Source organism: Streptomyces sp. NBC_00569, assembly GCF_036345255.1.
In the GTDB taxonomy this organism is placed as follows: Bacteria; Actinomycetota; Actinomycetes; order Streptomycetales; family Streptomycetaceae; genus Streptomyces.
The window spans coordinates 6,064,023-6,077,620 of the sequence record NZ_CP107783.1 but is presented as its reverse complement, the minus strand read 5'-3'; the positions used below and the strand labels follow the sequence as shown (position 1 = coordinate 6,077,620).

General features: G+C 72.3%; 7 protein-coding genes. 4 read left to right on the top strand and 3 right to left on the bottom strand.

Going from position 1 to position 13,598, the window contains the following annotated elements; translation table 11 throughout:
* Window positions 1-40: 40 nt before the first annotated feature.
* From OHO83_RS27360 to OHO83_RS27345, 4 genes are all read left to right on the top strand, one after another.
* Window positions 41-1,447, top strand: a complete 1,407-nt coding sequence (locus OHO83_RS27360) for an ABC transporter substrate-binding protein (RefSeq protein ID WP_330279844.1) — start codon at window positions 41-43, stop codon at window positions 1,445-1,447.
* A gap of 9 nt (window positions 1,448-1,456) precedes the next feature.
* Window positions 1,457-2,815, top strand: a complete 1,359-nt coding sequence (locus OHO83_RS27355; RefSeq protein WP_405636176.1) for a carbohydrate ABC transporter permease — start codon at window positions 1,457-1,459, stop codon at window positions 2,813-2,815.
* Window positions 2,812-3,693, top strand: coding sequence for a carbohydrate ABC transporter permease (locus OHO83_RS27350; RefSeq protein WP_330279843.1), 882 nt, complete (start codon window positions 2,812-2,814; stop codon window positions 3,691-3,693). The genes OHO83_RS27355 and OHO83_RS27350 overlap by 4 nt, the downstream gene beginning before the upstream one ends.
* Window positions 3,694-3,842: 149 nt before the next feature.
* Entirely contained in the window at window positions 3,843-6,056 is a 2,214-nt protein-coding gene (locus OHO83_RS27345; protein WP_330279842.1) for a bifunctional glycosyltransferase/CDP-glycerol:glycerophosphate glycerophosphotransferase, read from the top strand.
* A gap of 24 nt (window positions 6,057-6,080) precedes the next feature.
* Here OHO83_RS27345 and OHO83_RS27340 read toward each other — a convergent pair whose 3' ends face one another.
* Genes OHO83_RS27340 through OHO83_RS27330 form a run of 3 tightly spaced genes read right to left on the bottom strand, consistent with a single transcriptional unit; the run spans window position 6,081 to window position 13,518 of the window.
* Window positions 6,081-7,253, bottom strand: a complete 1,173-nt coding sequence (locus tag OHO83_RS27340; protein WP_330279841.1) for a glycosyltransferase — start codon at window positions 7,251-7,253, stop codon at window positions 6,081-6,083.
* 2 nt (window positions 7,254-7,255) lie between these two features.
* On the bottom strand, window positions 7,256-10,012 hold the full coding sequence (locus tag OHO83_RS27335; protein WP_330279840.1) for a bifunctional glycosyltransferase/CDP-glycerol:glycerophosphate glycerophosphotransferase: 2,757 nt from the start codon (window positions 10,010-10,012) through the stop codon (window positions 7,256-7,258).
* A complete protein-coding gene (locus OHO83_RS27330) occupies window positions 10,009-13,518 on the bottom strand; it encodes a bifunctional glycosyltransferase/CDP-glycerol:glycerophosphate glycerophosphotransferase (protein WP_330279839.1) in 3,510 nt (1,169 codons plus the stop codon). Before OHO83_RS27330 ends, OHO83_RS27335 begins: the two co-directional genes overlap by 4 nt.
* Window positions 13,519-13,598: the final 80 nt, after the last annotated feature.

The following is a 13,598-nucleotide window of genomic DNA, read 5'->3' as shown; positions in this document are numbered from 1 at the left end:
GGGACGTACGTTCGGCGTTCGGGACGAGAACGGGGCAGCGATGCGCAGCATTCGTACACGCACGACATCAAGGGCGTCCAGGACGTCCAGGGCAGCGAAGGCCGCAGCGGCAGCTCTGACGGCGGGCGCCCTCGCGCTGACGCTGACCGCCTGTGGCGGCGGGGACGGCAAGGACAAGGGCGGCAAGGACAAGAGCGGTGGCGGCGAGAGCAGCAGCGCCTCCGTCAAGCTTCCCCGGCTCGACGGGCAGACCCTGGAGGTCGCGGCCGTCTGGACCGGGCCGGAGCAGGACAACTTCACCAAGGTCCTCAAGGAGTTCGAGAAGCGCACCGGCGCCAAGGTCAACTTCGTGCCGACGGGCAACAACACCGCCACGTTCCTCAGTACGAAGATCGAGGGCGGCAAGCCGCCGGACGTGGCGTTCCTGCCGCAGGTCGGCGTGCTGCACCAGTTCGCCGACAAGGGCTGGATCAAGCCGCTGGGCAGCGAGGCGCAGGCCCAGGTCGACAAGAACTTCTCGGCCGGGTGGAAGAACCTCGGGGCGTACAAGGGCAAGCAGTACGGCGTCTATGTGAAGGCCGCCAACAAGTCGCTGGTCTGGTACAACACGGCCGCGTTCGAGGCGGCCGGGATCTCCAAGGCCCCGGCGACGTGGGACGACTTCCTGTCCACCGCGCAGACCCTGTCCGACGCCGGCTCCCCCGCGGTCTCCATCGGCGGCGCGGACGGCTGGACGCTCACCGACTGGTTCGAGAACATCTACCTCTCCCAGGCGGGCCCGGAGAAGTACGACCAGCTCGCCGCCCACAAGATCAAGTGGACGGACCCCTCCGTGAAGGAGGCGCTGACCACGCTCGCCCAACTGTGGGGCAAGGACGACCTGATCGCGGGCGGCCGCAAGGGCGCGCTCGGCACGGAGTTCCCGAAGTCCGTCACGCAGACGTTCTCCGGTGACACCCCCGCCGCGATGGTCTACGAGGGCGACTTCGTGACCGCCAACATCAACGCGGACACCAAGGCCAAGGTCGGCACGGACGCCAAGGTCTTCCCGTTCCCCGCGGTCGGGGACAAGGCGCCCGTGGTCAGCGGCGGCGACGTGGCCGTGGCCCTCAAGGGCGGCAAGGGCGCCCAGGCCCTCGTCACCTTCCTCTCCTCGACCGACGCGGCCGAGATCTGGGCGGCGCAGGGCGGCTACATCTCCCCCAACAAGGAGATGGACACCGCCAAGTACAAGGACGCGGTCACCCGGGACATCGCGAAGGCGCTGCTCGCGGCGGGCGACGACTTCCGCTTCGACATGTCAGACCAGGCGCCCGCGGCGTTCGGCGGCACGCAGGGCGTCGGTGAGTGGAAGGGCCTCCAGGACTTCCTGAAGAACCCGAAGGACGTCGCCGGGACCCAGCGCCAACTCGAGGCCGACGCCGCCAAGGCGTACAAGAACGGCTGACGGCGCGGTATGTCGTCCTCCGTGGCGAAGGCGGGGGGCGCCGGCGCACCGCCGCCGGCGCCGTCCGCGACACCGCGCAAGAGCGTGATCGGGACCCGGCCGTGGGTGGCGGCGCTGTTTCTGCTGCCCGCGCTCGTCCTGCTCGGCGCGCTCGTGGTCTACCCGATCGGGTACTCGGTCTGGCGCAGCCTCTACGACTCCGGCGGCTCCCATTTCGTCGGCGTCGACAACTACGTCGACATCTTCCGTGACGACCAGACGCTGATCGCGGTCAGGAACACGGCGATCTGGGTGGCTGTGGCGCCGGCCCTGTGCACGGCGCTCGGCCTGATCTTCGCCGTGCTGACGGAACGGGTGCGCTGGGGCACGGCGTTCAAGCTGATCGTCTTCATGCCGATGGCGATCTCGATGCTGGCGGCGGGCATCATCTTCCGCCTGGTCTACGAGCAGGACCCGAACCAGGGCGCGGCCAACGCGATCGTCACCTCCGTGCACGACGCGTTCACCGACGCCTCCGTCTACCCGAAGGCGCGCCCCGCCATCGGCAGTGACCTCAAGGCGTCCGGCGGCGGTTCGTTCACGACGAAGCAGAGCGCGCGGGCCGGCACCCCGGCGTTCCTGCCGCTGGTCGGCATCGCGCCCGACAAGGTGCCGGGCAGCCCGCAGAACGCCAAGCCGGCGAGCACCGGGGGCGACAAGGTCACCGGCACGGTCTGGCTGGACTTCAAGCTCGGCGGAGGCGGCACCAAGGGCGCCGTCGACGCGGGCGAGAAGGCACTGAAGGGCGTCAAGGTGGAGGCGGTGCGAGGCGGCAAGGTCGTCGCGTCCACCACCAGCGGAGCCGACGGCACCTTCACCCTGCCCAAGGCGGCGGACGGCGCCCAACTCCGGCTGCCCGGCTCTAATTTCGCGACCGCCTACAACGGCGTCGAGTGGCTCGGCCCGGCCCTGGTGACACCGTCGATCATCGGCGCGTACGCCTGGATGTGGGCGGGCTTCGCGATGGTCCTGATCGCGGCCGGGCTCGCGGGCATCGACCGTAACCTCCTGGAGGCGGCGCGCGTCGACGGGGCGAACGAGTGGCAGGTGTTCCGCAAGGTCACCGTGCCGCTGCTCGCGCCGGTCCTGACCGTCGTACTGGTCACGCTGATGATCAACGTGATGAAGATCTTCGACCTGATCTACATCATCGCCCCGCAGCCGTCCCAGGACGACGCCAACGTCCTGGCCCTCCAGCTGTTCCTGTCCGCGTTCGGCGGCCAGGGGAACTTCGGCGCGGGCAGCGCCATCGGCGTGCTGCTCCTGCTGCTCGTCCTCCCGGTGATGTGGGTCAACATCCGCCGGCTGCGGAAGGAGCGTCAGCGGTGACCGCACTCGACACATCCGTGCGCGCCAAGCGTTCGCTCGCCGCCCGGATCGCGAGCGGCGCGGCGGGCGGGGCGCTGCGCGCCTTCCTGCTCGTGGTCGGCCTGTTCTGGCTGGTGCCGACCTTCGGGCTGCTGGTCTCCTCGTTCCGCGATCCGACGGACATCGCCGCGTCGGGCTGGTGGAAGGTCTTCACCGCCCCGGCCCAGCTGACGACCAAGAGCTATCAGTCGCTCCTGGGGAAGGACGAGATCACCCACGCCCTGTTCAACACGATCTGGATCACGGTCCCGGCGACGCTCCTCGTCGTGATCATCGGGTCGATGGCCGGATACGCCTTCGCCTGCATGGACTTCAAGGGCCGCGACGGCTGGTTCATGGCGGTCGTCGGGCTGCTGGTGGTGCCGGTGCAGGTGGCGCTGATCCCGCTCTCCGAACTCTTCGGGAAGATCGGCATCTTCGGCAGCATCATCGGCGTCATCCTGTTCCACGTCGGCTTCGGGCTGCCGTTCGCGATCTTCCTGCTGCGCAACTTCTTCGCGGAGATCCCCCGGGAACTCCTGGAGGCGGCGCGGCTCGACGGCGCGGGAGAGACGCGGCTCTTCGCGACGGTGGTCCTGCCGCTCGGCGGACCGGCCATCGCGTCGCTCGGCATCTTCCAGTTCCTGTGGGTGTGGAACGACATGCTGGTCGCGCTGATCTTCTCCGACTCCGGCTCGCAGCCGCTGACGGTGGCGCTCCAGCAGCAGGTGCGGCAGTTCAGCGGGAACATCGAGATCCTGGCGCCCGGCGCGTTCATCTCCATGGTGATCCCGCTGGCCGTGTTCTTCGCCTTCCAGCGGCAGTTCGTGTCCGGTGTGATGGCAGGAGCGGTGAAATAGCCGCATCCACAAGCGAATTGAGGGGCGGACCGGTCACGGTTCGCCCCTCTTCGGCTACCGAGGTCCCCCGTATGCCACATCTGGCGTAACCGGATCACTCCATCGGCCGTTGCCGGGCAGTATGCCCCGTGCCGACCCATGGATGTGCCTTGCCCCGGTTCAGTGTCATCGTCCCCGTGTACAAGGTGCAGGCCTACCTGCACGCGTGCCTCGAATCCGTCCTGGAACAGTCGTGTTCCGATCTTGAGGTGATCGCGGTCGACGACTGCTCGCCGGACGCGAGCGGGGCGATCGCCGACGAGTTCGCGGCGCGGGACGAGCGGGTGCGGACGGTGCGTCTGCGGGAGAACGTGGGGCTCGGCCGGGCCCGCAACGCGGGCCTCGAACACGCCACCGGCGACTACGTCCTCTTCCTCGACAGCGACGACACCCTCACACCGGGCGCGCTCCAGGCGATCACGGAACGCATCGAGGAGACCGGCGGCCCCGACGTCCTCGTCTACGACTACGCCCGCACGTACTGGACGGGCGAGGCCGTGCGCAATCAGTACGCGGACCGTCTCACGCAGGACGGACCGGCCCCGTTCGCGCTCGCCGACCGGCCCGAGATCCTCCAACTCCTCATGGTGGCCTGGAACAAGGCGTACCGGCGTGCCTTCGTCGAGGAGCGGGGCCTCTTCTTCCCGCCCGGCTACTACGAGGACACCCCCTGGACCTATCCGGTCCTGATGTCGGCGCGGACGATCGCCACCCTCGACCGGGTCTGCGTCCACTACCGCCAGCGCCGGCGGGGCAACATCCTGGGCACCACGTCCCGCGAGCACTTCGACGTCTTCGACCAGTACGACCGTGTCTTCGCGTTCCTCGACGCACATCCCGAACTCGCCGACGCGTGGCGCCCGTTGCTGTTCCGGCGGATGGTCGAGCACTTCGCCACGGTGTTCACGCACCCGGACCGGCTGCCGCGCGGCTCCCGGCCCGACTTCCTGCGCAGGGCCCGCGCGCACTACCGGCGTTACCGCGTCCCCGGCGCGCCCGTCGCCGCCCGCGACCGGCTCCGGCACGGCCTGGTGCGGCTCGGCTCGCACCGCACGTACCGGTCGCTGGCCGCGGCGATGCGCTGTGTGCGACGGGCCCGGGGGCTCGCGGGCCGGCTGCGGCAAGCGGCCCGGGCGGCCGCCCTCCAGGCGCACTACCGCGTCCAGCTGTGCCTTCCCGTGCGTGCGGACCGTGCCGTGTTCTCCAGCTACTGGGGGCGCGGCCACGGCTGCAACCCGGGCGCCCTGGAAACCGCGTTCCGCACGTACGCGCCGCACGTCGCCACCGCGTGGATCGCCGAGCCCGAGCATCACCACACCCTGCCGTCCAACACCCGCGCCCTGCGTCCCGGGACTGCCGCCTACTGGACGGCGCTGGCCCGTTCCAAGTACCTGGTCAACAACGTCGACTTCGACCACAGGCTGGTCAAGCGCGCCGGCCAGGTCGTGATCCAGACCCAGCACGGCACACCCCTGAAGAAGATGGGCCTCGACCTCCAGGACCGTCCGGCGGCGGCCCGCGGCCAGGACTTCGGCCGGCTCCTGCGCTCCGTCGACACCTGGGACTACGTCCTGTCCGCCAACCGGCACTCCACCCTCGTGTGGGAGCGCGCCTACCCGTCCGCGTACACGACGCTGGAGTACGGGTATCCGCGCAACGACGCGTTCCACCGGGCGACGCCGCGGGACGTGGCCCGCGTCCGCGAGAGCCTCGGCATCCCCCAGGGCGCCACGGCGATCCTGTACGCGCCGACCCACCGCGACTACCGCCGCACCCAGTCCTGCGCCCTCGACCTGGAGCGGGTGCTGCGCCGGCTCGGCACGGACTTCGTCGTCCTGACCCGCGCCCACCCGCTTCACCCGGCGCCTCTCGCGCAGAGCGCCGGGCGCCTCATCGACGTCTCCGGCCACGCGAGCGTCGAGTCGCTCTGTCTGGCGTCGGACGCCCTCGTCACCGACTATTCGTCCCTGATGTTCGACTACGCGAACCTCGACCGGCCCATCGTGATCCACGCCGACGACTGGGAGGCGTACGAGGCGTCGCGGGGCACGTACTTCGACCTGCGCGCGTCCCCGCCCGGCGCCGTCGCCCGCAGCGAGGACGAGCTGATCGACATCTTCGCGACCGGGCACTGGCGCGGCTCTCGCTCGGCACAGCTGCGGGCCGCGTTCCGCAAGCGGTTCTGCCCGTACGACGACGGGCGGGCGGCCGAGCGGGTCGTGCGGCACGTCGTGCTCGGCGAGGAACCGCGGTCCCTGCCCCAGGTGTCGGTCACCGGGCCGCGCCGGGCGCCCACGGGTGAGCCGGTCGGCCCCCGCTCCTGAGCCCCGAGGGCGCGGGCCCGGGCCTCACCGCTCCAGCAGGGCGAACAGCTCCTCCCAGCGTTCCAGGACGCGTTCCTCGGAGAACCGCTGCACATTGACCCGGGCCCGCTCCCCCATGGCGTCCCGCAGCCGCGGGTTACCGGTGAGGCGCAGGAGACGGTGGGCGAGCGCCCCGGTGTCGCCGGGAGGTGCGAGGAGCCCGTCCTCGCCGTCGCGCACGATCTCCCGCACGCCGGGCGCGCAGTCGAACGCGGCGCACGGCACGGCGCTCGCCATGGCCTCCATCAGCGCGAGGGGGAAGCCCTCGCCGCGCGACGACTGGACGAACACCGCGCTCTCGGCGAGCGCGCCCGCCACGTCGTCCGTGCGGCCCATCCACCGCACGGACCGGTCGAGGCCCAGCTCGGTGCACTGGCGCCGCAGGTCCGGCTCGTCGGGTCCGGCGCCGTAGACCCGCAGGGTCCAGTCGGGCCGCTGCGGGGCGACCTCGGCCCAGGTGTCGACGAGCATGTCGATGCCCTTCTGGTCGGCGAGGCGGCCGATGCTGCACACGACCTTCGCGGTGCGCGGCGAGGGGATCTCCGGGAGGTGGGCGAGGGCGTTCGGCATGGCGCCCACGTTGTGCATGCCGTCGGCGATCCAGTCGTCGGCGTCCTCCTGGGTGAGGGCGAGCCAGCGGTCGACGGACGGGTAGTTCCGCTTGACGGAGCGGTAGCGGTGGCAGGCCCGCGTGTAGGCGTACGACTCGTGACTCATGCCGACGATCCGCAGGCCCGCGGTGTCCGCCTCGCGCAGCCACTCCATGGGCCACACCTGGGTGACGACGGCGACGGCGCCGGGGCGTGCTGCCCGGAAGAGTTCCGAGAGGCGGGCGACGGCACGCCCGCGGTCCGCGAGGCGCCGGGCTTCGCGGCGGTGCGCAGCGGGGCTGAGGCGGTGCAGGCCGCGCACGGGTCGCGGGGTCGGGGGGTGGGCGGGGTAGAGGCTGGTCACCTCGTAGCCGAGGTCGTCGGGGAGGGGGAGTTTGAGCTCCGCCTCGTGGACGCCGATGACGTGCACGCGGTGGCCCGCGCCCCGGAAGAGGCGGGCCATCTGGTGGGTCCAGGCGGTGACGCCGCCCAGTTCGTCGACGGTGTTGGCGACGAGGAAGAGGTCGCGGCCCGTGCGCGGGGCGGCCGGGGTGGTCGATGCGGTCATGGTCAGCCCTTCTTCCCGAGGATGAGGTCGGCGGCCGCGCGGGCGGCGCCGCCGTCGTCGTACGAGCCGAACTCGGCGGCGAACGCGCGGCGTGCCGCCTGCCACTCCCCGTCCGCCTTCTTGAGCCCGCCGAGGGTCCGCAGCAGCTCCTCCTGCGTCTCGATGACGGGCCCGCCGGCGCGCTCGCGCAGGTCGAAATAGGTGCCGCGGTCCGCCGTGTAGGCGTCGAGGTCCGGCGCGAAATGGACGAGGGGCCGGTCGAGGAGGGCGTAGTCGAACATGATCGACGAGTAGTCGGTGATCAACACGTCGGCGAGGACGAGGAGTTCGCTCACGTCGTGGTGGCCGGAGACATCGACGACGGTGCCGGGAGGGGTGACCGGCAGGCTCGCCGCCTCCATGTAGTGGGCGCGCACGAGCAGGACGTGCGTGTCACCGAAACGCTGGGCGAATTCTTTTACGTCCAGCGGCAGTTGAGCGATCTGTCCCTTCTTCGGGACGCCGCGGAACGTGGGGGCGTACAGCACGACCGTGCGGTGGTCCGGGATGCCGAGTTCCGTGGCGAGCGGCGGGCGCGGGAAGCGGCCCTCACGCTCGTCGCGCCGGAGGGCCTCGACGAGGCGGTCGTTGCGCGGGTAGCCGGCGCGCAGCAGCCGCTCCTCGGGAATGCGGTAGGCGCGGGCGAGGGTCCGCACGTCGTGTTCCGAGCGGACCATGAAGTGGTCGAACCGGCCGACCGCACGCCGGAGTCTCTCGCGTTCCGGCGCGTTCATCGTCCTGTGCCGCGCCTCGTCGAACCCCATGCGCTTGTACGCGGATCCGTGCCACGTCTGGAGATACATGGTGTGGCGCGGCTTGTCGAGGGCGTGCGGGAAGCCCTGGTTGTCGACCCACCACTCGGCGCGGGCCAGCGCCCACAGATACGGCCAGGACCAGCGGCGCACGAGCCGCGCCCCCTCGGGGAACCCGGCGGGCGACGTGGCGTACGACCAGACGCAGCGCACCCCGGCGCCACGGGCGAGAAGTTCCTCGTGCACGGCGCGCGGGCTGTCCCCGTAGCACTTGCCCATGTGGCTCTCGAAGACCACGAGGCCCTTGCTGACGGGCAGTCGGGACAGGATCCGCCGGTACACGCGGAGCTTGACGCGCGGGGAGTGCAGGGCCTCGCGCTTCTTGCGCAGGGTGCGCAGGACGGGCTTCAGCTTGCGGGCGGGCCTGAAGTGGGTGACGTAGTGCGCCAGGGCCTGCGCGGTGCGGGCCGCGCGGCGGCGGGGCAGCAGGCAGACGGCCAGGTGGTGCTTGGCCGTGACGTAGGGCTGCCAGGTGTCGGCGGTGAGGCGGGTCAGGAGGGGGCGGGCCGGCAGGGCGGTGGCGCGGGTGGGGACGGCCGCCTTGTCGGCGAGCAGATCGGTGGTGACGGGAACACCGTCGACGGTGAGGACGAGCCGCGGGTCCCACACGCGGTCGCCGATGCCGCGCGGGCGCAGCGCGCCGGTGAGAGGCAGCTCGGCCCGCCACACGACGCCCCCGCCCTCCTGGCGCACGTCCCGCACCGGCACGGAGAGCGTGTGCGCGCGGCCGCCGCGCACCGAGAGGTCGAGCCGGGCGGCGAGCGCGGGCCGTTCGTCGAGGAGCCCGAGCGGTACGACGAGCCGCCCCTCGACGACGAGCACCGCTCCCTGGCGCAGGCAGTGCGTGACACGGTTCAGGAGGCGGAGGTCGGTGAACTCCCGGTACTGATGACCGAGTTCGGTGACGTCGAACATGTCGTCGTCCGCGTGCTCCGCGCTCCAGCGGACCCGCCCCTCACCCGTCATGACGAGCGGGGAGACGACGGTGCCGGGCCGGGCCAGTGCGTACGCGGCCGCCCGCACGCCGTCCGCGTCACCGTCGGTGAGGAGCCGTACGCCGATGCGCTCGACGGGCGGCAGCGCGCCCAGCGCCTCCGGGGTGACGAGGCCGTCCAGGCTCCCGGCGAGGGTGTCCGCCGCCTCCCGGCGGTCGTCGGGGCCGAACGGCAGGAAGGCGCGGACGCACGGGATGACGTGGTCGGTGAGGAAGGCGCTCTCGCGGGCCGCGCGCAGGACGTCGTCGCCGTCCAGGAGTTCCAGCGTGTCGCGCTGGGCGCCGGCCGCGCGGGGCAGGTCCCGTACCGGGTCGGCCGGAGCGCATCCGGTGGTGATCAGGTTCGGGACGAGAGCGATGCGCCGGGCGGCGAGCGCGGCCCGCACGCCGAAGAGGGCCCGCCCGGCGTCGGGCAGCGCGCCGAGTACGCCGCGCCGCACACAGAACCCGCCGCTCAGGCTGTCCCGCGTGACGAGTTCGGGCGCGTCCGCGAGGTCCTCGACGACCCGGGACCTGGCGTGCAGCTCCTTGTGCCAGGCGGGCGCCCCGTCCCGGCGGCCCGCGACCAGGTCGGCGTCCGTGCGGCGGCCCGCCTCGAAGAGGTTGCGGCAGGCGTGCCGTTCGAGCCGCTCGCCCGGGGCGGCGACCAGGACGTACCGGCCGCGGGCGGCGGCGAGACCCAGGTCGCGCAGGACGCACGCGGGGCTCTCCGCGCCGGCGTGGACGACCCGGATCCGCTGCGGATCGGCGGCCGCGAGGGACGCGGCCGTGTCGTCCGCCCCGGCCGTGACGAGGACCGCCTCGGTGCCGGCCAGCGTCTGCTCGAGCACGGAGCGCACGGTGGCGCGCAGGCCGGCGGCGTCCGTGCCGCACACGACGACGCAGCTCATGTCGTACGCCTCGGGGGTGGTCATCGGCGGCCTCCCGGCAGCATGGCGTCGGCGACGTGGGCGGCGGCGCGCCCGTCGTCCAGGTCGCAGAACACCTCGCGGAAACGGCGGTAGGCCTCCTCGTGCCCTGCGGTCGCGGCGACCGGGTCGCGCAGCGCCTCGACGACCTCCTCGCCGGTGGCGAGCAGCGGCCCCGGCGCCTGCGCGACGAAGTCGAAGTAGAAGCCCCTGAGGGTGTCCCGGTAGTGGTCGAGGTCGTAGGTGTGGAACAGCATCGGGCGGCCGGTCTGCGCGAAGTCGAACATCAGCGACGAGTAGTCGGTCACCAGCACATCGCTGATCAGGAGGAGTTCGCCCACGTCCGGGTGGCGGGTGACGTCACGCACGAAGCCGGACGTGGTGCCCGGGACGGTGCCGCCGACCAGGTAGTGGCGGCGCACGAGCAGGACGTGGTCCTCGCCGAGCGCGCGCCGGGCCGCCGCCAGGTCCAGGCGCAGGTCGAGCCCGTAACGGCCGCCCCTGCGCGGCTGGTTCTCGCGCCAGGTCGGGGCGTAGAGGACGACGCGCCTGTCCTCGGGGATGCCGAGGCGTTCGCGGACCTCGGCGGCGACCTTGGCGCGGTCCGCCGCGTGCAGCAGGTCGTTGCGCGGGTAGCCGGACTCCAGGACCTCGCCGTGGTAGCCGAACGCGCCCCGCAGGACAGGGGTGGAGAAACGGTTCGGGGAGACGAGCAGGTTCCACTGCGCGGCACGCTCCGGCAGCGTGGCGATGTAACGCCGGTCGCCGGACGGGCTGTCCGCCAGGTCGCGGCCGATGCGCTTGAGCGGGGTGCCGTGCCAGGTCTGTACGACGTACTGGTCCTCGGCACGCTCGAACCAGTCGGGCAGCTGCGTGTTGGTGACGACGTAGCGGCTGCGGGCCAGCGCCTCGTACCACTCGGTGCTCCACAGGACCACGGGCCGGCCGCTCGCGGGCACCGTGACCTGCTGGTCGCGCACGACCCACAGGTGCTCCAGGGGTTCGCCCCGGGCGACGAGCTCCTCGTGCACGGCGCGCGGCGAGTCCGAGTACTGGCGGCCGTCGAAGCTGGAGTACAGGACCGTGTCGGTGCGGGGCTCGACGCGCAGGGACGCGTAGCGGGTGCGCAGCGCGCCCTGCTGGGCGCCGCCGCGCTCCGTGACGGCGAGGACGGATCCCGACTCGATGACGAGGCGGTCGTAGTGGCGGCGCCCGACGGTGAAGTCCCGGCCGCCCAGGGCGCGTACCAGGGGCAGGCGCTCGTGCCGGGCGGGCGCGACATGGACCTGGCGGTAGCGGCCGGGGTCCGTCTCGCCCGGCTCACGCAGGAACAGGTACCAGCGGCCCTCGGCGAGCGGCAGGACCCCGGCGGGGCCCGCGACCGCGTCCGGACACAGCGTCGCGCCGAACCGCCCGTCGGTCACCTCGACCGGGAGGACGGCCACCTCGTCGTGGCCGCTGTGCTGGAGCAGCAGCTCCCACGCGGTGTCGGACTCGTCGGGGAAGCTGCCCCCGACGGCGAGCAGCCCGTCCTCGTCCCAGGTCAGGGTGTCGACGAGGGGCCGTACGGTCTGGTTGCGCAGCTCCACGTTCCCGGCGGCGTTGGCGAGGACGAGCAGTTCGCGCCCGGCGCCGAGGGGGTGGCGGCCCGCCGGGGTGTCGGGGCGGACCGCGAGGGCCGACCACTCGTCCTCCCCGCGCACGAGGCCGACCCCCCACGGGTCGGTCTTGCGGGGCGCCCCGGAGTCGTCGGTCCCGGCGCCCGCGATCAGCTCCAGGCGCAGCTCGGCGGCGAAGGTGCGCCCCGAGCGCTCGACAGGGAGGTCGTGCGCCTCCTTGGTGTGCCAGTTCTCGACGCGCAGCGCCTTGAGGTCCGCGGGCGTCCCGGGGGCGAGTTCACCCTCCAGCCTGAGGGCGCCGCCGGACTCCTCGTGCCGCACCAGCCGGGCCTTCACCCGCTCGGCCCGCAGCCGCAGCCGGCCCGCGCTGAGCCGGGGCGCGATGCGCAGGAAGTCGTCCAGATAGCGCACGGGCAGGTCGGCGAGCCCGCCCATCCGCACGGGCCCGGTACGCAGCAGGCCGCCTCCGAAGGCGGCCATCTCGACGTTCCAGGTGGTGCTCGGCCGCTTGGTGACGAGCCGGGCCGGGTCGATGACCGTCTCGAACCCGGACCGGTCGTAGCTGTGCAGCCCCTGCTTGGAGCGGTAGGTGGCCTCGCGGGAGCGGACGGTACGGACCTTCAGGGGCACCGCGCGCCGCTTGCCCGCCCGCAGCCACGCGAACTTGGCGCGCGCCCCGACCCGGCCCGCCGGCAGGTTCCGCACATAGGCGAATCCCTTGAGCCGCAGCCGTCCGTCCTGGTCCCAGGACGCCTCGGTGATGTGCGACTTCAGCGGCAGGTCGGCCCGCCGCAGCGCGGTCACGCCACGCGGCAGGGGCCCGGTGACGGGCGGGAACTGCGCCCGGCTCCTGCGCGGCCCGCGCGCCACGAACGTCGTGCCGTTGCTCTTCTCGTACGTCATGAACGCGAGCAGCTCGGTCAGGCGGCGCTCCCGGATGAGCTGCCACTTGACACGCAGGGCCAGCGGAAGACCGGTGAGGACGGCCGGGTCGACGGTGTCCGCGAAGGAGTTGGCGTGGTCGAGGAACGCCTCGTGGTATTCGGCGTCGCCGAGCGGCAGCGCCTCCATGAACAGCCACAGGTCCCCGGCGAGCACCGTCGCGTCGTAACGCCGCTTGCCCTCCGCCCAGCCCGCTCCCTCCGGGGTGCCGGCCGTCTCGCGCACCCTGTCCCCGAGGAAACCACTGACCGAGCGGACGGCGGCGGTGCGGTCGGCGACGGCGCGCGGCCTGGCCCGCCGGTTGGTGATGGAGCCGTCGCGGTCGCGCCACAGATAGACGGGCCCGGACAGGACGTCGACGCTGCGGGCGAGGAAGTGCGCGGGCACCACGACCGGGGTGTCCTCGAAGAGCACGCCCACGGGGAACGCGAACGCGTGACGGTCCCAGAAATCCTTGCGGAACACCTTGTTGCAGGCGATGCGGTCCCCGAGCAGGTCCCAGTGCCGGGTGACGTGGGTGGCGGCGCGGTCCTTGCCCATCACCTTGCGGAACATGGCGGACTGCTCGGTCGTCCCGTCGACGCGCAGCCGGTGCACATTGCCGGTGGCGAAGTCGGAGCCCGACTCCTCCAGGGCGTCGAGCATGCGCTCGTACGCGTCGAGCGGCACCACGTCGTCGCTGTCCACGAAGGCGAGATGCGCGCCCGTGGCCCGCGCCGCACCCGCGTTGCGCGCCGCTCCGAGGCCCGCGTTCTCCTGCGCCACGTAACTGAAGCGCGGGTCGCGTCCGGCCATGGCGCGGGCGATCACCGGACTCCCGTCGGTGGAGCCGTCGTCGACCATCACGACTTCGAGGTCGGGCATGGTCTGCGCGGCCAGCGACTCCAGGCAGGCGTCGAGGTACGCCTCGACGTTGTAGATGGGGACGACGACGGTGAGTCGTGGTGTCATGCGCTGCGCACATTCCTTTCGGAGAACTGACGGGCACGGCTGCTCGACCCGCGAGGGACCTACTCGTAACAACCGGCCGT